Here is an 18,476-nt window from a genome sequence, read left to right as displayed (position 1 = left end):
CAGTTGATAGCGGTACTTGTTACTTCCAGTAGCTAGGCCGATTTTTTTCGTATTGGGTGATCAAGTCCTCATATTGGAGGGTGATGCCAATATCATCCAAGCCATTCAATAATTTGTGTTTCCAGTCTGCATCAATGTCAAAGTGAAAATTACCAGCTGGGGAGAAGATCATCTGTTTTTCTAAGTCTACTGTCACTTCTTGGTCTGGATGCAAAGCAGCTAATGTTTCACGAACCTCACGGGGTTGGACAATTGGCAAAATGCCGTTGTTAAGGTCGTTATTGTAGTGAATATCTCCGAAAGAACCTGCAATAATCACTCGAAAGCCATAGTCTGCCAGTGCCCAAGCAGCATGTTCTCGGGAAGAACCTGCTCCAAAATTATCCCCACTAATAAGAATGGTCCCCTTGCGATAAGGAGCTTGATTGAAAATAAAATCAGGATTTTCTGTATAGTTGTCATCCAAATAGCGCCAAGCATACATGAGATATTTGCCAAAGCACTTCTTATCAATTAGTTTGAGAAATTGCTTGGGTAACAGCTGATCTGTATCGATATTGTCATTCATAAGCGGAACTGTCGTCCCTGTGTAAATGGTAAATTTTTCCACTTAGACCTCCTCCAATTCTGGTAATTGTCTAACATCCACAAATTGACCTGCAATAGCAGCAGCGGCGGCCATTATGGGACTGCAGAGATGAGTCCTTGCACCAAAACCTTGACGGTCTTCAAAATTTCGATTGCTGGTTGAGGCCGCATGCACACCACTCGGTACCTTGTCAGGGTTCATGCCGAGGCACATGGAACAGCCTGGGTCCCGCCATTCAAATCCTGCCTCCATGAAAATCTGATCTAGACCTAATTTTTCTGCTGCCTGCTTGACAGGGCGAGACCCTGGGACGACAATGGCTGTCAGATTGGGAGCAATCTTCTTTCCTTTAACAATTTTAGCCGCTAGTTGCAAGTCACTGAGGCGAGCATTGGTACAAGACCCTAGAAATACATAGCCCAGTTCAATATCTTCTGCCTTTTCCCCTGGCTGACTGCCCATGTAGGCATAGGCACGCTCGTCATTGAGGTCGCGAATAGGAGGAAAGGCTTGGTCAAAGGCTACCGCCATAGCCGGATTAGTTCCCCAAGTTACCATTGGAGCTAGGCTAGCCACGTCCAATTCAATGACCTTGTCATAGACTGCATCCTCGTCTGACACCAAGTTCTTCCAGTCTGCCACTGCTTGGTCAAAATCAGCTGGCGCGCATTCTCTCCCCTGTAGATAATCATAGGTTTTCTGGTCAGGATTCATGAGCCCCATTTTTGAGCCAAATTCGATAGACATATTGCAGATGGTCATGCGTTCTTCCATGGATAGGGCTTCTACTGCCTCACCTGCATATTCGACCACATAACCGACACCGCAAGCCACACCGTATTGAGCAATCAAGGCCATGATATAGTCCTTGGCAAAGACTCCTTTAGAGGGTTTCCCGACAAATTTAACCAGCATGCGCTTTGGTTTGACCTGCCAAATGGTCTGAGTAGCAAAAACATGTTCCACTTCCGAGGTCCCAATCCCAAAAGCAATGGCACCAAATGCGCCATGAGTAGCTGTGTGGCTATCTCCGCAGACAATAAATTTCCCAGGCTGGGTCCGCCCTGTTTCTGGACCCACCATGTGGACAATCCCCTGCTTGTCCGAACCATGTTCTGCAGTTTCCACACCAAATTCCACCACATTGCGAGAAAGGGCATCCATTTGGGCCTTGGAAATCACATCGCGGATATTGTGAATATCCACGGTTGGTACATTATGGTCGAAGGTCGCAAAGGTCAATTCTGGTCTACGCAGACGGCGACCAGCTTCTCGCAAACCGTCAAAAGCTTGGGGACTCGTTACCTCATGAATATAATGCTGGTCCACATACATGAGTTGAGGTTCGCCCTCATTGCCAGTGATGACGTGGCGTTCCCAAAGTTTATCAAAAATAGATTTCCCTGTCATCTCCACCTCCATAGTCCATAAAGCAGGGCTGCATCAACCAAAATCCCCAGTATCCAAATAGCTTTAAAATACCACTTTCGTGTCTTATGATGAAAGAATCGCCCAGCCAGAAAAGCACCGACTCCCCCGCCAAAAAAACTCATTAAGAGGAGAGTTTTCTCAGGAATACGCCAACTTTGGCGGATCGCCTTCCCTTTATCTACACCATAGGTAGCAAATACTACTATATTCCAAATGAGTAAAATCAGCATGCCTGCTTGTTCGATTGTCATAAATTCTTAATAATGGCCTCTGTCATCTGACTTGTCGAGGCACTTCCTCCTAAATCTCGTGTTAGAATCCCTTGGCTCAGGGTCTTTTCCACCGCATTTTCAATCTGCTCTGCGCCAGCTATTTGCCCAAAAGACTCACGCAGCATCATAGCGACCGACAAAATCATGCTGATAGGATTTGCAACTCCTTTCCCAGCAATATCAGGCGCTGAACCGTGTATGGGCTCATAAAGGCTCGGACCAAAGGCCGAATGGCTAGCAGAAGACATGACCCCCAGTGTACCAGGAAGTACTGAAGCCTCATCGGACAAAATGTCACCGAACAAATTCTCCGTCACTACCACATCAAAGCGGGCTGGATTGGTAATCATGACCATGGCTGCACTGTCCACCAACTGGTGTTCTAAAACCACATCAGGATAATCCTGAGCCACTTCTTCAGCGACCTTCCGCCAAAGTTTTGAAGTTGCAAGCACATTTTGCTTGTCGATACTAGTCACTTTTTTCCGACGAGTTTGAGCTAGTTCAAAGGCTGCTATCATAATGCGACGGATTTCCTCAGCTGTATAATCGTTAACATCACGCGCTCGGTCTTCCTGCAACTCATGCTGACCAAAATAGATTCCACCCGTTAATTCTCTCACAAGGACAAAATCTACGCCAGTAATTCGCTCCGTTTTCAGAGGAGACAGGTGTTCTAAAGCTGGAAAGATTTTAACAGGACGGATATTGGCAAAGAGTCCTAATGCCTGACGAATGGCTAAGAGCCCTTGTTCTGGTCGTACAGGAGCCTGGTCATACTGAGGACCACCGATGGCTGCTAACAAAATAGCATCTGCTGTCTTGGCTGCTTCCAAAGTTTGAGTTGGTAACGGATGCCCTGCAGCATCAATTCCCGCACCACCAAATGGGTACGCCTCGACTTGGTAACTGAAACCGATTTTCTCTGCAACCGCAGCAAGCACTTGTAAACCCGCTTCCATGATTTCTGGACCGATACCGTCACCAGCCAAAGAAACAATTTTCTTGGTCATAACTCCTCCACATTCTTTGGGAAATCTTTTTCAGATAAGGGGACAGATTGACGACTGTTTTCTTTTTGCACTTTAATATTGGCATTGATATAAGCAATGGCTGCTGCTTTTAATACATCAAAGTCAATCCCTGTCGCATTGAAAATGGTATCTGTATCTTGATTTTCTACCGTTACATTTACAGCCGCTTGAGCATCAATCCCGTCGGTAATGGCATCAATAGTGAAACTATCCAGACGGACTGCTTGCTTGAAGAAGTCATCGATAGCATTGAAAATCGCCTCCACAGAACCTTTTCCGTCTGCCACCAATTCCACCGTCTCTGCCTCTTGATTGACCATGGTAACTGTTGCGGTAATGGTTTCATCACTGTGTGAAGCCAATTTGAGGTCACCAAAGTGAAAGCCTTCTACATTTTCAACCGTTGTTGCTGCTACCAAGGCACGGATATCCGAATCTGTAATGTCCTGTTTTTTATCTGCCAAATCCTTGAATTTAGCAAACAAGGTCTTGATTTCTGTCTCGTCAAATGCTAACTGAAGTTCCTTGAGTTTTTCGGTAAAGGCATGGCGACCAGACAATTTGCCCAGAGGCAATGAATTAGATTTGACACCCACCAATTCTGGTGTGATGATTTCATAAGTCAGTGGATTTTTAAGAACACCATCCTGATGAATTCCGGACTCATGTGAAAAGGCATTCCCTCCCACCACAGCCTTGTTTTTAGGGATTGGAAGGCCAGAGAAGCGAGAAATCATTTCAGAAGTATTGACCGTTTCAGATAGGACAATGGGACTATCCACTTGATAGTAGTCCTGACGAATATTCAGTGCCACCGCAACTTCTTCCAAGGCCGCATTTCCAGCTCGCTCACCGATACCATTGACAGTTCCTTCTACACGACCAGCTCCATTTTTGATAGCCGAAAGGGTATTGGCCACCGCCATACCGAGGTCATTGTGGCAATGGGGACTGAAACAAATCTCGCGGTCTGCTTTAACATTCTCAATCAAATACTTGAAAATATTGCCATATTCTTCAGGTGTTGTAAAGCCAACAGTATCAGGAATATTGATGTAGCTAGCACCTGCGTCCACCGCTGTTTGGACCACTTCCAAAAGAAAGTCCAGTTCTGTCCGCGTCGCATCTTCTGGAGAAAATTCAACCACCTCAAACTTACTGCGAGCATAAGACACATGTTCTGTAATAGCTACTAAAATTTCTTCCTTACTTTTATTAAGCTTAAATTCTCGATGGATGGGGCTAGTTGCAATAAAAACGTGAATCTGAGGATATTTTGCCCCTTTTAAAGCTTCATAGCAGGCATCAATATCTGACTTGACCGATCGCGCCAAGCCTGTCACTGCTGTCTTTTTCATAGCAGCTGCAATGGCTTGAACTGCGACAAATGAATCTGGACTAGCCGCGGGAAATCCCGCTTCAATGGCTGAAATGCCCCATTTTTCAAGCTGTTTCGCAATCGCAACCTTTTCTTTAACCGAAAAATTGACTCCCGGCGTCTGCTCACCATCTCGCAGACTGGTATCTAAAAATTCAACTGTACGCATACTTCCACCACTTTCTTTTTTCTGGATAAACAAAAACATCTCACCAACCAGCGAGATGTCCTTCCCGCTTGGTAAGCCAAACAGGACTAATGCTCTTGCACTAGCCCCTCTATCGCAACAACAAGATTGTCTTGTAGCTTGAAACCATTTGGCATTCTCCTTGAAATGTGATAATCCTATTTTAGCAGTGTAAAAACCATTTGTCAAGAATTTTCTGATAATTTTGTTAATTCTGTAAATTGTACCAAAGAAAAACAGGATAGTAATTCTATCCTGCTAACACTTCTTCTAAAACCTCACGTAGCCATTCCAATTGACTCTTGTTACGAGCAATCGCACGACGAAGGATGAGATAATGCCCATAGTTGTTCTTAATCGTTGCCTGCTCAGCGAACAATGTTGCTTTTCTTTCTTCCATGTGCGCTAAATGAGCTTCTAAGATATCAATCTGCCCCTGTAATAGCATCGGAATCCGCTCGTCATCCATTTTTTGGATGAAAAACATCTTAAGGGAGAAGATATCCCGTTGCTTGGGTGTTTCTTGATTGGGAATAGCCAACCAGGACTCCAGTTGCTCCTGCCCTTTCTCCGTCAAACGATACAATTTTTCCTTATCATTATCTGGCAAACCATGACAGGTCAAAAACCCTTCTGCTGTCATTCGTTTGAGTTCTGGATAGACTTGGCTGTGGGCAACCTGCCAAAATTCCCCAATTTCACGATTGAAAAAGGCGATAATATCCTTACCCAGCATTTCTCCATCATTTGATGACATAATTCCTAAAATGATATGAGGTAAAATTCGTTCTCTAGGCATCTTAATTGCGCTCCTGCAAAATACTTGCTACTTTTGTATTGATCAAGTCAATGGCTACCACATTGCTCACTCCTTCTGGAATGACAATATCTGCGTAACGCTTAGTTGGCTCAATGAATTGATGGTACATCGGTTTAACAACGCTGGTATACTGCTCAATAATGCTATCCAAACTCCGTCCGCGCTCTACCATATCCCGCTTAATCCGACGAATAATCCGAATATCATCATCTGTATCAACAAAAATCTTAATATCCATCAAATCACGTAAGCGCTCGTCTTCCATCACCAAGATTCCTTCAATAATGAAAACATCTTGCGGCTCCTGACGGTAAGTTTCCTTGCTACGCGTATGTTGAGTATAGTCATAGATGGGGATATCCACCGGACGACCCGCAATCAATTCCCTCAATTGCTCAATCATAAAGTCCGTATCAAAAGCCAATGGATGGTCATAGTTAGTCTTCACTCGCTCTTCAAAGGTCAAATGATCTTGATTTTTATAGTAAGAATCGTGCTCAAGCATGGCAATTTTTGAATCTGGGAAATTTGCTAAAATAGCTTGGGAAACACTTGTCTTTCCTCCTCCAGAACCACCCGTCACGCCAATAATAATGGGTTTTTGAATCATCTCTGTCTCCTCTTTTTCTACTTCTTTCTATTTTACCAAAAATCATGCTATAATGAAAGGTAGAACACCTTAGGAGGTAACACATGTTAAAACTTGGAATTATTGGAACCAATAGCATCTCACATCAATTTATCGCTGCTGCAACTCTTTCAAAAAAATATCAACTTAGCGCAGTTTATTCTCGTCGTTTAGAAACAGCTCAAGCATTTGTCAAAGACTATGAAAATGTGGACTGTTTTACTGACTTTAAAGCATTTTTCAAGGCAGATTTTGATGTCATTTATATTGCCAGCCCAAACTCACTCCACTTTGAACAAGCCAGTTTAGCCTTAAAAGCAGGTAAGCATACCATCGTCGAAAAACCAATCGCATCGACACCTAGCGAACTCGCTCAACTACGTCAATTAGCGCAAGAAAATCAGGTTTTCCTCTTTGAAGCGGCTCGTAATTATCAAGAAAATGCCTTCCAGATTATCCGTGATTTTTTGGCAGACCAGACAATTATCGGTGGTCACTTTACTTACGCCAAATACTCTTCAAAAATGGGAGACCTTCTAGCAGGAAAAGAACCCAATGTCTTCTCTGCTGACTTTTCCGGCGGTGCCCTCATGGACCTAGGTGTTTATACCCTCTATGCTGCTATCGGTTTGATTGGCAAACCAAATACAGCTCACTATACAGCCGTGCAACTGCCAAATACAGTAGATATCAATGGCATCGGACAATTGATTTACGATACCTTTATGGTCACTGTCCAAGCAGGTAAAAACTTGACCAGCAATCTTCCAAGTGAGATTTATACAACTGACGGAACCTTGACGCTTAACGATTGCCAAGACATTCGCTCTGCTATTTTCACAGCCTGTGATGGAACCGAAACAGCCTTGCCAATCCAAGCAGCCCCTGACCGTATGCTGGAAGAAGCGCAAGCCTTTGCCCAAGCTATCATGGAGCAAGACCAAAGCAGTGTCAACCACTGGTTAGACGATGCAGAAAATGTTCATCAGACACTTTACACCATGCGCCAAAGCGCAAACATTACATTTAAGGCGGATATACATGAAGGAAACATTTCCAACTAGTTGGCAAGAACAGCTAGAACAGCTTAACTTTACCGAATTTACAGCTATCCAAGAGGCAGCATTCCAACCTATTTCATTAGGAAAAAATCTCCTAGGTATCAGTCCAACAGGAACGGGTAAAACCCTAGCCTATCTCTGGCCAAGTTTACTTTCTCTGACACCAAAAAAAGCCCAGCAACTCTTGATTTTGGCTCCCAATACTGAGCTGGCTGGACAAATTTTTGAAGTCTGTAAAACATGGGCTGAGCCAATCGGCTTAACAGCACAACTCTTCCTATCAGGCTCTAGCCAAAAGCGTCAAATCGAACGCTTGAAAAAAGGACCTGAAATTCTAATCGGAACACCGGGACGGATTTTTGAACTCATCAAACTCAAAAAAGTCAAAATGATGAATATCAACACCATCATTTTGGACGAGTTTGATGAACTTTTCAGCGATTCCCAATACCATTTTGTGGATAAAATCCTCCGCTACGCACCGCGCGATCACCAGCTGATATACATGAGTGCGACTGCCAAATTTGATCAAAAAAAACTAGCTACAGATGTTGTGAAACTCGATTTGACAGACCAAAAATTGGATAATATCCAGCACTGTTATATGATGGTGGATAAGCGCGATCGGATGGAACTCCTACGCAAGCTGGCCAACATTCCTGATTTTCGAGCGCTAGCCTTTTTCAACAGCCTATCCGATTTAGGTGCTGCCGAGGAAAAACTGACCTACCGTCAGGCAAATGTTGTCTCACTCGCCTCTGATGTCAATGTCAAATTCCGCAAGGTGATTATCGAAAAGTTCAAAGAGCTCGAGATTAATCTGCTTCTTGCTACTGATTTAGTCGCTCGTGGTATGGACATCGACAATCTTGAATGCGTGCTCAACTTTGAAGTCCCTCGTGATAAGGAAGTCTACACTCACCGTGCAGGACGGACAGGACGAATGGGTAAAGATGGATTTGTCATTACCCTCGTGACCAATCCAAGTGATTTGAAAAATCTTAAAAAATACGCTACGGTCAGCGAAATCGTCTTGAAAAATCAAGAATTTTATAAGGTATAAAAGAGTTTAGACTAAAAAATGAATAAAACTACAAAACTTCTAACGAGAACTGTAGCTTTGTTCATTTTTATTTGTTCTGATAGTCGTTCCTAAGCAGGATTTTTAGTCAGTTACTTTAATAAATGGACGACCTTCTGTCAAATCAATGGAATCCGTACTTTGAACATTCTAGATATAAGATAGGCTGGTCCAACCATTATTACGAGGATTATAAGGGTCAAGAACATAGTTGTTGCCATTACTGTAGCCTTTGAGGACAATTTCATGCCCACCAGCCACAATATACTTACTTGACTTGGACCAACTGCAGCTGCTACATAACAGCCTTCCTGCAAGGCTTTTGCCAAGGCCAGTTGTGAATTCAGAACCTGTGTTTTCAAGCCCCAGTTTCTTGCTGCAAAGACAACTCCACGGCTACTTGTACCCAGATAAGAGTAGTTAAATTCTAAGGTATTATAGTAAAGATAATTCCCAACTTGAATAGGGGGCACTGTTTGATCTTTCACAGCAGAAATAATCATAGACATGGTAGCCGGCACACATCCTGTTGCTCCAAAACTACCTGTCCCAAGTCGTACACCACTCCAACGGCCATCTAACTGTGAATAATAAGGAGCAGAATAGGCTGCTTTATTGACTTGAACACTTGTTGTAGCAAGACCCATTAATTGTGCCGTATAAATGAATGTGGTATTTGCCAGTTCCCTTATGATTTTGGGCATTGAAACTACCGATAAAGGTAGAAGTACCTTTACGACCAGCTGTGTACCACTTCAAATCATCTTGACCTTTTGCGTCAGACCAAACAGCAATTCTAAGATTTTGGGGATTTGAAATTTAGACAGACTGGTAAGAAATGGCAATCCCTTTATCTCCTAAATTTGTTGTCAAACTAGGCTGGAAATTTTTGACTTGCGCTTCTGTCACATCAAAGCCTTGACTGGCTAGAACCCCCTGTCTCTTACCAGTACTAGTATTTTTAGCGTAAAGGTGGACTGCATAGTGACCAGTTGTGAATTTATGGTCCGATAGACTCAACTCCACTTCCCAATCTCCATTCGCTAAACGATTTGCCTTATACTATTTAATATCATCTTGCCCATTTTTTTCAGACCAAGTAGGAAACTCAACATCGCTAAAATCTGCTCCTAAGCCTGAAAGTGTCAACCGATAATGTGTCTCATCCAAGGCCAAAATCGCCATCTGTAGAGTCTGAACTTGTGGAGAAAGCGCAGGTTCCGTTTTTTGATTTGCTTTCTGCTCTGTTGAAGAGGAAGTTGTTGTTGTCGCACTGCTTTCTTGACTGCTAGAATCTTCTGTCGAAACAGAGGATGAACTACTGTGCTTGTCGAAGAACTTGTTGAAGTAGGATCTGTCTCACCAGTTACTGTCGCTGTACTCGCTCCTGTTGAAAACGAAATTTCCTCAGCTTGTACAACTCCCAACTGCGCCCAACCAAATAAGCTAATGGCTAAAAAAGTCGTACATTTGAGAGCAAACTGTCTCTTATTCTTTTTCATAATTTCTCCAAATTTAATATATTTAATATCTAGTTTACCTTGCTAGAAGTCTCTTTATCAAGTATTTTTTTAGTAAAAAAGATAAGGAATCCCCTATCCTTCTATTGACCTGTATTCCTTTAATAAAGCACGTTGAATCGCTGGACGCTCTTTGATTTTTTCAGACCAAGCAAGGACATGTTTATAAGCTTGCCTATCTAAAAATTCAGCAGCACCCGCATACAATTTACCGTCCAAAAGACGACCATACCAAGACCAGATAGCAATATCAGCAATGCTGTAATCTTCCCCCGCAATATAAGGACGATTCGCCAAGAGTTGATTCAAGACATCCAGCTGACGTTTGGTTTCCATGGTATAACGGTTAATAGGGTATTCCTGCGCTGTTGGTGCGTAATAAAAGAAATGGCCAAAGCCTCCGCCAACAAACGGTGCCGCACCAGTCTGCCAGAAAAGCCAATTCAAGACCTCAGTTCGTCCAGTCAGATCACTTGGCACCAAACCTGAAAACAGTTCTGCCAAATACAGCAAGATATTGGCTGACTCAAAAACATTCAAGCCGTTTTCCTGGTCTAAGAGGACTGGAATTTTGGAGTTAGGATTGAGGGCGACAAAATCTGAACCAAACTGATCGCCTTTACCGATGTCAATCTTGAATAAATCATAATCTGCAGCATGACCGAGTTCTTTTAACTCTTCTAAAACAATTGGTACCTTAATTCCATTTGGAGTCGCTAACGAATAAACTTGAAAGCGATGATTTCCCTTAGGGAGATGCTGTTCAAAACGACTGCCTGCTGTTGGACGATTGCCACTTGGACGATCATTTTCATCTTCCCAACGCCAAACGGCTGGTTTTACATAATCTGTCATCTGTTTACTCCTTTACTTTATTTTTATATTATCGAAAATAAGTATAAATTGTAAAAATACAACACAAAGCACAAAAAAGACTGCCCGAAGACAGTCTTGGAACTACTGATTACAATGAGTTTGTATCAACTTTGATACCAACACCTTGTGTTGTAGTGATTGTAAGGCTTGTGATGTAAGTACCTTTAGCAGTAGCTGGTTTAGCTTTGACAATTACATCGTTGAAAGCTTTGAAGTTTTCAACCAATTTATCAGCTTCAAATGATACTTTACCGATAACAGCTTGCACGATACCTGCTTTGTCAGCACGGTAAGTGATTTTACCACCTTTAGACTCTTCAACTGCTTTAGCAACATCCATAGTTACTGTACCAGTTTTAGGGTTTGGCATCAAGTTACGTGGACCAAGCACACGACCAAGACGACCAACAAGTGCCATCATGTCAGGTGTAGCGATAACCACGTCGAAGTCCAACCAACCGCCGTTGATTTTAGCAACGAGGTCGTCTTCACCAACAAAGTCAGCACCAGCAGCTTTAGCTTCTTCAGCTTTAGCGCCACGAGCGAATACCAATACGCGAGCAGTTTTACCAGTACCGTTTGGCAATACCATTGCACCACGGATTTGTTGGTCTGCTTTACGAACGTCAATGTTCAAGTTGTAAGCAACTTCTACAGTTGCGTCAAATTTTGCAAAGTTAGTTTCTTTTGCAAGTGCTACAGCTTCTTCTACGCTGTAAGCTTTTGTGCTGTCGATTTTCTCAAGAGCAGCACGCATTTGTTTGCTTTTTTTAGCCATGTTTTATTCTCCTTGTAATGTGGTCATACGATTTTCATCTCCCACGTCACTCATCGGAAATGATGAAGTTAAGCGGGTCTAGGGTTGTTGCTGATTAGTCAGTAACAGTGAATCCCATAGAACGAGCAGTTCCTTCGATCATACGCATTGCAGACTCAATGTTTGCAGCGTTCAAATCTGGCATTTTAGTTTCAGCAATTTCTTGTACTTGTGCACGAGTAACTGTTGCAACTTTTGTTTTGTTTGGTGTGCCTGAACCTTTTTCAACACCTGCAGCTTTTTTCAAAAGAACAGCAGCTGGTGGTGTTTTGCAGACGAAATCAAATGATTTATCTTCGTATACAGTGATTACAACAGGAATGATCATACCAGCTTGGTCAGCTGTACGAGCGTTGAATTCCTTTGTGAATCCCATGATGTTGATCCCTGCTTGACCAAGTGCTGGTCCGACCGGTGGAGCTGGAGTAGCTTTACCAGCAGGAATTTGAAGTTTTACAAGTTTTTCGACTTTCTTAGCCATGAAAAAATCCTCCTTTTGTGGTTTTGGCGGTAATTAAAAGATTTTTACCTCCCACAAATATGTGCTTTACACATACCATACTATTATACAGATTAACTGTTTTAATTGCAAGTTAAAAGTTTACTTTTTTTGACTTTTTTTATAGAATAAAGACATGAATCTGATCTTATTAAAAATTGCCGCAATTCTCTTTTTAATCCTGAGCTTAACCATTTCGGTTATCCTAGTGAAGCTCCTTGGTTTACGAAAAAAAGGGCTTAATTTTGCAGATATTGCTTTTCCACTTTTTATTTGTGAATTTTACTTGATTTCAGACAAGGCTTACTACCATAGTCAACTACCGCTTCTCGGTCTGGCTCTTGGTATTCTAGCGCTCGGCATCTGCTCTTACATGGTTTTTAAGAAGCAGGAATTTGAACCTCGCCGCTTTTTTAAACTTTTTTGGCGAGCCGGTTTTATTCTCACCTTCCTCATGTATTTGGCACTTGTTATTTCTATTTTCTTTATGAAATAAAGAGAACCTGACTCCCTTTGTCGAAATTGCTTGCGCTACTAAGGAAGGTTACAACAGTTATTGTGCAGGCAAAAAAACTTCGTCAAACTAATTTATCTACAAACATTAAAGGACCAAAGACAGTTGTCTCTGGCCCTTTTTGTGTACCTTTTTATTCATGTATTTCCAAGGGAAGTCCATCGGGGTCAAAGAAGAATGCCATCTTCTTTCCATCAAAATCATCTGTCCGCAAAGGATCATGAGGAATAGCCAAGCGGTCAAATTCCTGTAAACAGGTTTCTACATCTTCTACTTTGAAGGCCAAATGACGTAGCCCTGTATGTTCTGGATTAGGCATGACAGGTCTGATTGGAGCGTCTGGCTTGATAAAGATTTCAAGGACTGTATCTCCTTTTTTGACATTAAAAAGAATGTCATTTTTATCAGGACGAATATGCTCATCTAGTTGTTCAAATCCGAGCTTGTCAACATAGAATTCTCGCGTTTTTTTATAGTCACGTCCGATAATGGCAATATGGTGGATATCTTGCAAATTCATTACTGGGTCTCCAATACTTTTCTTGGTTTGGTGCCTTCTGCTGGTCCGATGACACCTGCTTCTTCTAATTCTTCCATGAGACGAGTTGCTCGGTTGAAGCCGACTGACAAACGACGTTGAATCATAGAGGCGCTAGCTTTTTGTGTTTCGATAACCAAAGCTCTGGCTTCCGCAAAGAGAGGGTCTCCTTCTGATGAAGCGCCAGCTCCATTTCCAGAAAGATCATCATTTTCAAAAACTTCACCTGGATCAAAGTTTTCATCGTACTCAGCATCAGCCTGATCTTTAATGAAGGTCACAATACGCTCGACATCATCATCCGAAATGAAGGAACCTTGTAAACGAAGGGGAGCTGACTCACCGATGGGGTGAAAGAGCATATCACCACGCCCTAAGAGTTTTTCAGCCCCATTTTCTCCCAAAATGGTTCGACTATCTGTCCCAGAAGCAACAGCAAAGGCTACACGAGACGGCACATTGGCCTTAATCAGACCACTGATGACATCAACCGACGGACGCTGAGTAGCTAGAATCATGTGAATCCCTGCTGCACGCGCCTTTTGTCCTAAACGAATAATGGCATCTTCAACTTCTTTGCTGGCCACCATCATGAGGTCAGCCAACTCGTCTACGATGACCACGATAAGAGGAAGTGGAATTTGTTTTTCCTGCGACTGGGCATTAAATTCTTCCACCTTGACGTTGTAACCTTCAATATTACGAACGCCGACTTTACTAAAGAGCTCGTAGCGATTTTCCATCTCATCTACCACCTTCTGCAAGGCACGGCTGGCCTTACGTGGGTTGGTCACTACGGGAATGAGCAGGTGAGGAATGTCATTGTAGACAGACAATTCCACCATTTTAGGGTCAATCATCATAAATTTGACTTCGTCAGGACGAGCTTTCATGAGAATACTCGAAATGATACCATTAACCGCAACAGATTTCCCTGAGCCAGTTGAGCCTGCCACCAAGAGGTGAGGCATTTTGGTCAAATCAAAACTTTTAGCTGATCCATTAACAGCTTTTCCAAGAGGAACCTCAAGGAGTTTACGCGGATTGGTCTGGGCTTGTTCCCACAGCTCACGGAAGGAAACGGACGCCACTTCTGAATTGGGGACTTCAATTCCTACCAGAGATTTTCCAGGAATAGGCGCCTCTATACGGACGTCCTTAGCTGCCAAAGCCAGAGCCAAATCATCTGCTAAATTAGAAATACGATTGACACGAACACCAACGGCTGGTTTTACTTCATAACGAGTCACAGAGGGACCAATTTCAGCACGTTCTACGACAACTTTTATTCCAAAACTGGCAAAAGTGTCTTCCAATACTTTGATATTGTGACGAACCAATTTTTTCTCATTCACTTGACTACTCGCCTTAGCTGGAGCAAATAAATCAATAGACGGTAATTGATACGCTAAACGCTCCTTAAGGCTTGGAGCAGGTTTTGAGAAAATGATTTCCTCATCACTCTCCTCCTCGTCTATCTCAAGACCAAGAGGTTCCTCTTCTGCCAAGAGAACTGGAAATTCTTCATCCGTATCTACAGCAATCTCCTCAACCGGAAAAGCCGCTACATGCATCTCTTGGTAGTCACGAATAATTGGTTCGTGTGGCATATCTTCCAAAATCTCACCCGTTTCCAGATTAACTTGGTACGGATCAAAAACTGGTGTTTCTTCCTGCAAAGCCAAGCGTTCAACCTCCGCCAAGGCTTCCTCTTCGCGACGAAGTGCTTCTTCTGCCAACCGTCTTTCTTTCTCAGCAGCCTTAAGCAAGCGCTTTTCCTCACGTTTTTCTGCCCGAAGAGCGCTCTTTTCTTGGTGTTTTTCCATAGCCAAAGCAAACATATCTGCTAGATCATAGACAGACCACGGACTCATGAAAAAGAGACCAAAGGCTATCAACAAGAGACCGATAAAGAAACTACCGATGGTCGCAAATAGGAAGGAAACAGGCATATATATGATCCCTCCGACCAGTCCACCACCCAAATAATGGCTCACTTGGAACTTTGTCCCATCTTCTAACAATAATGTAAGAGTATGGCCAAATAAATTCGTTCCTTTATAGGTAACATCTAAGTAGGCTTGAAATTCCAACAAAACACCTGCTAAGAAGAGGAGAAAACCAGAGACAATCCCTTCTTGGCGATGGAGATGTTGCCCAAAAATCAAATAGACCACTATGCCTGCTAAAAGTAAATAAGCTGCACTACCTGCTAAGGCTCTCAACAAATTATAGGCTGTAACTCCAAAAACTCCCATCTTTACAGCAGCAAATCCCAATAAAATCAAGCCAGCGATCCGTAACAGTATAGAGTGTAAGTTCTGACGTTGGGCCTGTTCTGCCTTGGTCGGACGGCGTGTTGTTTTTCCTTTTTTTGTATTTTTCTTCATAAATTCCTCACTATCCCATATCTTTTTATTTTACCATATTTCTCCTATTTTTTCAGACATGAAAAACAGACTCCAAAAGCCAATGGGGTCTGTCTTATTTTTTTACAATCAAGTCAAGCGCTTGCTGAATTTTCTGTTCTTGTTCTTCCTTGTCATCAACTGGATTTTCGATGACTTGGGTAATCTTATTGCCAATAACCAGCCCCAATGTACGATTAATACTTGAACGTACAGCTGTCAATTGCGTTACAATATCAATGCACTCTTGCTCTTCTTCAATCATCTTTTGAATCCCACGCAGTTGTCCTTCCGCACGTTTGAGCCGATTAAGAATATTTTTTTTATCTTGAGTCATAAAACCTCCTTATTTTATTATACCACCTTAGGGTATCTTGTCAATTTTTAAGGATGTAATGTTTTTGCTTGACCAGTGGAAGAAAATTATGCTATTATTCAATTATACCCACGGAGGTATTTAAGATAAAGAAAGTAGATTATATGATAAAATCAATCTTTAACAAGCTCTTTCAATCAAGTTATACGAATATTTCCACATGCCAACTAGCTACCTTGCTTGAGAAAAAGAACCTTGTATTGGTCGATGTACGGACAGAAACCAAATACCTACAGGGGGCATATAAAAGATGCTAGAAATATTCCTCTATCAACTATTGATAGCTATAGAGTGGATACTACAAAACCAGTCTATCTCATCTGTCAATCTGGTATTTGTAGTAAGAAAGCTGCAAGAATTTTAAGTAAAAAAGGCTACCAAGCAATCCATGTCAAAGGAGGCATGCTTGCTTGGATAGGAAAAAACATAGGAGGAAAGAAATGACGAAAATTGTAATTGTCGGTGGTGTAGCAGGGGGTATGTCAGCAGCAACTCGCCTACGTCGTTTGATGGAAGATGCTGAAATCATTGTTTTGGATAAGGGGCCTTATGTGTCTTTTGCCAATTGCGGCTTGCCCTTCCATGTTTCTGGAGAAATTGCAGAGCGTTCCAGCTTGATTGTGCAATCACCAGAACAATTGCGAGCGCGTTTCAATCTTGATGTTCGCCCAGAGCAAGAAGTTATCAGTATTGATGTTAACAAAAAAGAAGTAACCGTTCGTTCAGCTGAAAAAACTTACCAAGAAAGTTACGACAAATTAATTCTGTCGCCAGGCGCTAAGCCATTTATTCCGCAAATGGAGGGCTTAAAGGAAGCTGACAATGTCTTTAGTCTTCGCAATATTCCAGATTTAGATAAGATTATGGGGCATTTAGAAACCATTTCTGCTAAAAAAGCCACTGTCATCGGGGCAGGTTTTATCGGACTTGAAACGGCTGAAAGCTTGGCACATAAAGGGTTAGAAGTAACTATTGTGGAAAAAGCATCGCATGTCTTGCCGCCACTTGACCAGGAAATGGCAGCCTTTATGCAGTCCGAATTGGTCAAAAACGGGGTTCGTGTCATCACAGGTCAATCTGCTAAGTCTTTCAAAGATAGTGGCCGAGTGATTGTATTGGAAGATGATCAAGAATTGATTTCGGACGTAACCATTATGTCGGTCGGTGTCGTGCCAGCATCTGACTTAGCTGAAAAAGCTGGCATTGAACTTGGTTTGCGTGGTGGTATTCTAGTTGATGACAACTATGAAACTAGCCAAAAAGATATCTATGCTGTTGGTGATGCTATTGTGGTTAAACAAGAAATCACTGGTCAAGATGCCTTAATTTCCTTAGCGAGCCCCGCCAATCGTCAAGGTCGTCAGGTAGCGGATGTTATTGCTGGCTTAGGTCGTCATAACAAGGGAAGTATTGGAACAGCTATTGTTCGTACCTCTAGCTTGTCTGCTGCCTCAACTGGCTTGAGTGAGCGTGCAGCGCGTCAAGCTTTTGAAGATGTCGCTGTTGTTCATACGAGTGGAAATGACCACGCTGGTTACTATCCTGAAGCAACAAATATTGTTTTGAAACTGATTTTTAACAAAAAATCAGGCGCTATCTACGGTGCACAAGCCATTGGTCAAAAGGGCGTTGACAAACGCATTGATATTTTAGCAACTGCCATTAAGGCTGGGTTGACTATTTTTGACTTGCCAGAACTTGAATTTACCTATGCACCACCATTTGGCTCTGCCAAAGACCCTGTCAATATGGCCGGCTACGTAGCTATGAACCTGGCAGAGGGTTTGAGCGACTCTATCCAATGGTATCAACTTGAAGAAGAGTTGGCTAAAGGCAAGATTCTGCTTGATGTTCGTAATCCTAGTGAAATTGCTCGAGGGCATTTCAAAGACTATCTTGCAATTCCACTCGACCAGTTGCGTGACCGCCTGTCTGAGCTAGATCCAGCTCAAGATTATATCGTGAGCTGCCATAGTGGCTTGCGCTCATACCTAGCAGAACGCTTGCTCAAACAGGCCGGTTTTAAGGTTCAAAACTTAGATGGTGCTTATGAATTATTTAACACTGTTAAGCCAGAGGAGATTATTCATGACTAAAAACATTACAGTTCATCAATTAAAAGACTTGTTGATGACGGAAGACATTCGCTTAATCGATGTTCGTGAAGCGGATGAGTATGCCTTTGGCCATATTCCAGGGGCAGTCAATGTGCCTCTTAACCAACTAGGCGATAGCTTTTCCGAGCTTGAGAAAGACAAAGCTTATCATATCGTCTGCCAGATGGGTGGGCGTTCGGCGCGTGCTTGCCAATTTTTGGAAGCTCAAGGCTTAGATGTGACCAATGTTGATGGCGGAACCAGCGCTTGGACTGGTGCATTAGAAAAATAAAATCAAAAATAGAGTGAGGCAAGAATCGGTCATTTCACAGATATTCGATTTTGTTTCAC

General features: G+C 42.6%; 21 protein-coding genes and 2 pseudogenes. 6 read left to right on the top strand and 17 right to left on the bottom strand.

Annotated elements, in window-relative coordinates:
* Window positions 1–19: 19 nt before the first annotated feature.
* The 7 genes from leuD to udk form a co-directional block, all read right to left on the bottom strand.
* Window positions 20–610, bottom strand: a complete 591-nt coding sequence (leuD, locus tag ACHUFA_RS02430; protein WP_394404809.1) for a 3-isopropylmalate dehydratase small subunit — start codon at window positions 608–610, stop codon at window positions 20–22.
* The gene (gene leuC, locus ACHUFA_RS02425; protein ID WP_394404808.1) at window positions 611–1,999 is read right to left on the bottom strand and encodes a 3-isopropylmalate dehydratase large subunit; all 1,389 of its coding nucleotides are present in this window, start codon (window positions 1,997–1,999) and stop codon (window positions 611–613) included.
* Complete coding sequence (locus tag ACHUFA_RS02420) at window positions 1,996–2,271, bottom strand: DUF1294 domain-containing protein (RefSeq protein WP_222349110.1); 276 nt, start codon at window positions 2,269–2,271, stop codon at window positions 1,996–1,998. Before ACHUFA_RS02420 ends, leuC begins: the two co-directional genes overlap by 4 nt.
* On the bottom strand, window positions 2,268–3,305 hold the full coding sequence (gene leuB, locus ACHUFA_RS02415) for a 3-isopropylmalate dehydrogenase (protein WP_222349108.1): 1,038 nt from the start codon (window positions 3,303–3,305) through the stop codon (window positions 2,268–2,270). Before leuB ends, ACHUFA_RS02420 begins: the two co-directional genes overlap by 4 nt.
* The gene (locus ACHUFA_RS02410; protein ID WP_394404807.1) at window positions 3,302–4,873 is read right to left on the bottom strand and encodes a 2-isopropylmalate synthase; all 1,572 of its coding nucleotides are present in this window, start codon (window positions 4,871–4,873) and stop codon (window positions 3,302–3,304) included. The genes leuB and ACHUFA_RS02410 overlap by 4 nt, the downstream gene beginning before the upstream one ends.
* A 268-nt stretch (window positions 4,874–5,141) precedes the next feature.
* Window positions 5,142–5,690: a PadR family transcriptional regulator gene (locus ACHUFA_RS02405; protein WP_222349104.1), complete on the bottom strand. Its 549-nt coding sequence runs from the start codon at window positions 5,688–5,690 to the stop codon at window positions 5,142–5,144.
* 1 nt (window position 5,691) lies between these two features.
* Window positions 5,692–6,321 (bottom strand): uridine kinase, encoded by a 630-nt coding sequence (gene udk / locus ACHUFA_RS02400; protein WP_222349103.1) that lies wholly within the window; start codon window positions 6,319–6,321, stop codon window positions 5,692–5,694.
* A gap of 83 nt (window positions 6,322–6,404) precedes the next feature.
* Here udk and ACHUFA_RS02395 point away from each other — a divergent pair, with 83 nt between their 5' ends.
* Together ACHUFA_RS02395 and ACHUFA_RS02390 are read left to right on the top strand one after the other, a co-directional pair.
* The gene (locus tag ACHUFA_RS02395; RefSeq protein WP_394404806.1) at window positions 6,405–7,403 is read left to right on the top strand and encodes a Gfo/Idh/MocA family protein; all 999 of its coding nucleotides are present in this window, start codon (window positions 6,405–6,407) and stop codon (window positions 7,401–7,403) included.
* Window positions 7,381–8,463 (top strand): DEAD/DEAH box helicase, encoded by a 1,083-nt coding sequence (locus tag ACHUFA_RS02390; protein WP_394404805.1) that lies wholly within the window; start codon window positions 7,381–7,383, stop codon window positions 8,461–8,463. The genes ACHUFA_RS02395 and ACHUFA_RS02390 overlap by 23 nt, the downstream gene beginning before the upstream one ends.
* A gap of 137 nt (window positions 8,464–8,600) precedes the next feature.
* Here the strand turns inward: ACHUFA_RS02390 and ACHUFA_RS02385 are convergent, their stop codons facing one another.
* The 7 genes and pseudogenes from ACHUFA_RS02385 to rplK all read right to left on the bottom strand — a co-directional run bounded on the left by ACHUFA_RS02385 (window position 8,601) and on the right by rplK (window position 12,175).
* Entirely contained in the window at window positions 8,601–9,185 is a 585-nt protein-coding gene (locus tag ACHUFA_RS02385; protein WP_394404971.1) for a cysteine peptidase family C39 domain-containing protein, read from the bottom strand.
* Between the two features lie 4 nt (window positions 9,186–9,189).
* Window positions 9,190–9,240, bottom strand: a pseudogene (locus tag ACHUFA_RS02380) (hypothetical protein); the annotation flags it as partial.
* A 60-nt stretch (window positions 9,241–9,300) separates the two neighbouring features.
* Window positions 9,301–9,531, bottom strand: a pseudogene (locus ACHUFA_RS02375) (hypothetical protein); the annotation flags it as partial.
* Window positions 9,532–9,626: 95 nt separating this feature from the next.
* Complete coding sequence (locus ACHUFA_RS02370) at window positions 9,627–9,983, bottom strand: hypothetical protein (protein WP_394404804.1); 357 nt, start codon at window positions 9,981–9,983, stop codon at window positions 9,627–9,629.
* Between the two features lie 93 nt (window positions 9,984–10,076).
* Window positions 10,077–10,856: a glutathione-dependent disulfide-bond oxidoreductase gene (gene yghU, locus ACHUFA_RS02365; RefSeq protein WP_394404803.1), complete on the bottom strand. Its 780-nt coding sequence runs from the start codon at window positions 10,854–10,856 to the stop codon at window positions 10,077–10,079.
* A 109-nt stretch (window positions 10,857–10,965) separates the two neighbouring features.
* Window positions 10,966–11,655, bottom strand: coding sequence for a 50S ribosomal protein L1 (rplA, locus tag ACHUFA_RS02360; protein WP_222349084.1), 690 nt, complete (start codon window positions 11,653–11,655; stop codon window positions 10,966–10,968).
* A 94-nt stretch (window positions 11,656–11,749) separates the two neighbouring features.
* Window positions 11,750–12,175 carry a 50S ribosomal protein L11 gene (gene rplK, locus ACHUFA_RS02355; protein WP_222349081.1) on the bottom strand — a complete coding sequence of 142 codons (426 nt, stop codon included), beginning with the start codon at window positions 12,173–12,175 and terminating at the stop codon, window positions 11,750–11,752.
* A gap of 160 nt (window positions 12,176–12,335) precedes the next feature.
* Here rplK and ACHUFA_RS02350 point away from each other — a divergent pair, with 160 nt between their 5' ends.
* Complete coding sequence (locus ACHUFA_RS02350) at window positions 12,336–12,689, top strand: DUF3397 domain-containing protein (protein WP_222349127.1); 354 nt, start codon at window positions 12,336–12,338, stop codon at window positions 12,687–12,689.
* A 151-nt stretch (window positions 12,690–12,840) separates the two neighbouring features.
* On the opposite strand, the gene gloA2 is transcribed toward ACHUFA_RS02350, so the two are convergent.
* The 3 genes from gloA2 to ACHUFA_RS02335 all read right to left on the bottom strand — a co-directional run bounded on the left by gloA2 (window position 12,841) and on the right by ACHUFA_RS02335 (window position 15,990).
* Window positions 12,841–13,227 carry an SMU1112c/YaeR family gloxylase I-like metalloprotein gene (gloA2, locus tag ACHUFA_RS02345; protein WP_394404802.1) on the bottom strand — a complete coding sequence of 129 codons (387 nt, stop codon included), beginning with the start codon at window positions 13,225–13,227 and terminating at the stop codon, window positions 12,841–12,843.
* Window positions 13,227–15,635: a DNA translocase FtsK gene (locus tag ACHUFA_RS02340; RefSeq protein ID WP_394404801.1), complete on the bottom strand. Its 2,409-nt coding sequence runs from the start codon at window positions 15,633–15,635 to the stop codon at window positions 13,227–13,229. Before ACHUFA_RS02340 ends, gloA2 begins: the two co-directional genes overlap by 1 nt.
* Window positions 15,636–15,729: 94 nt before the next feature.
* Window positions 15,730–15,990 (bottom strand): metal-sensitive transcriptional regulator, encoded by a 261-nt coding sequence (locus ACHUFA_RS02335; RefSeq protein WP_222349078.1) that lies wholly within the window; start codon window positions 15,988–15,990, stop codon window positions 15,730–15,732.
* 219 nt (window positions 15,991–16,209) lie between these two features.
* Between ACHUFA_RS02335 and ACHUFA_RS02330 the strand changes: the two genes are divergently transcribed.
* Genes ACHUFA_RS02330 through ACHUFA_RS02320 form a run of 3 tightly spaced genes read left to right on the top strand, consistent with a single transcriptional unit; the run spans window position 16,210 to window position 18,417 of the window.
* Complete coding sequence (locus ACHUFA_RS02330) at window positions 16,210–16,473, top strand: rhodanese-like domain-containing protein (protein ID WP_318530399.1); 264 nt, start codon at window positions 16,210–16,212, stop codon at window positions 16,471–16,473.
* Window positions 16,470–18,125, top strand: coding sequence for an FAD-dependent oxidoreductase (locus tag ACHUFA_RS02325; protein ID WP_394404800.1), 1,656 nt, complete (start codon window positions 16,470–16,472; stop codon window positions 18,123–18,125). Before ACHUFA_RS02330 ends, ACHUFA_RS02325 begins: the two co-directional genes overlap by 4 nt.
* The gene (locus tag ACHUFA_RS02320) at window positions 18,118–18,417 is read left to right on the top strand and encodes a rhodanese-like domain-containing protein (RefSeq protein WP_394404799.1); all 300 of its coding nucleotides are present in this window, start codon (window positions 18,118–18,120) and stop codon (window positions 18,415–18,417) included. The genes ACHUFA_RS02325 and ACHUFA_RS02320 overlap by 8 nt, the downstream gene beginning before the upstream one ends.
* Window positions 18,418–18,476 lie beyond the last annotated feature (59 nt).

The sequence above is a fragment of the Streptococcus hepaticus genome (assembly GCF_043656315.1).
GTDB lineage: Bacteria > Bacillota > Bacilli > Lactobacillales > Streptococcaceae > Streptococcus > Streptococcus hepaticus.
Note: the sequence above shows the minus strand (reverse complement) of the source record. Positions and strands in the feature narration are given on the sequence as shown.

Coding starts and splice junctions, on each gene's coding strand:
- udk (WP_222349103.1), bottom strand. CDS start 6,321: ATGATTCAAAAACCCATTATTATTGGCGTGACGGGTGGTTCTGGAGGA.
- ACHUFA_RS02405 (WP_222349104.1), bottom strand. CDS start 5,690: ATGCCTAGAGAACGAATTTTACCTCATATCATTTTAGGAATTATGTCA.
- ACHUFA_RS02335 (WP_222349078.1), bottom strand. CDS start 15,990: ATGACTCAAGATAAAAAAAATATTCTTAATCGGCTCAAACGTGCGGAA.
- rplK (WP_222349081.1), bottom strand. CDS start 12,175: ATGGCTAAGAAAGTCGAAAAACTTGTAAAACTTCAAATTCCTGCTGGT.
- ACHUFA_RS02410 (WP_394404807.1), bottom strand. CDS start 4,873: ATGCGTACAGTTGAATTTTTAGATACCAGTCTGCGAGATGGTGAGCAG.
- ACHUFA_RS02395 (WP_394404806.1), top strand. CDS start 6,405: ATGTTAAAACTTGGAATTATTGGAACCAATAGCATCTCACATCAATTT.
- ACHUFA_RS02340 (WP_394404801.1), bottom strand. CDS start 15,635: ATGAAGAAAAATACAAAAAAAGGAAAAACAACACGCCGTCCGACCAAG.
- gloA2 (WP_394404802.1), bottom strand. CDS start 13,227: ATGAATTTGCAAGATATCCACCATATTGCCATTATCGGACGTGACTAT.
- leuB (WP_222349108.1), bottom strand. CDS start 3,305: ATGACCAAGAAAATTGTTTCTTTGGCTGGTGACGGTATCGGTCCAGAA.
- ACHUFA_RS02420 (WP_222349110.1), bottom strand. CDS start 2,271: ATGACAATCGAACAAGCAGGCATGCTGATTTTACTCATTTGGAATATA.
- leuC (WP_394404808.1), bottom strand. CDS start 1,999: ATGACAGGGAAATCTATTTTTGATAAACTTTGGGAACGCCACGTCATC.
- ACHUFA_RS02385 (WP_394404971.1), bottom strand. CDS start 9,185: ATGCCCAAAATCATAAGGGAACTGGCAAATACCACATTCATTTATACG.
- ACHUFA_RS02325 (WP_394404800.1), top strand. CDS start 16,470: ATGACGAAAATTGTAATTGTCGGTGGTGTAGCAGGGGGTATGTCAGCA.
- ACHUFA_RS02390 (WP_394404805.1), top strand. CDS start 7,381: ATGAAGGAAACATTTCCAACTAGTTGGCAAGAACAGCTAGAACAGCTT.
- ACHUFA_RS02370 (WP_394404804.1), bottom strand. CDS start 9,983: ATGAAAAAGAATAAGAGACAGTTTGCTCTCAAATGTACGACTTTTTTA.
- ACHUFA_RS02320 (WP_394404799.1), top strand. CDS start 18,118: ATGACTAAAAACATTACAGTTCATCAATTAAAAGACTTGTTGATGACG.
- rplA (WP_222349084.1), bottom strand. CDS start 11,655: ATGGCTAAAAAAAGCAAACAAATGCGTGCTGCTCTTGAGAAAATCGAC.
- yghU (WP_394404803.1), bottom strand. CDS start 10,856: ATGACAGATTATGTAAAACCAGCCGTTTGGCGTTGGGAAGATGAAAAT.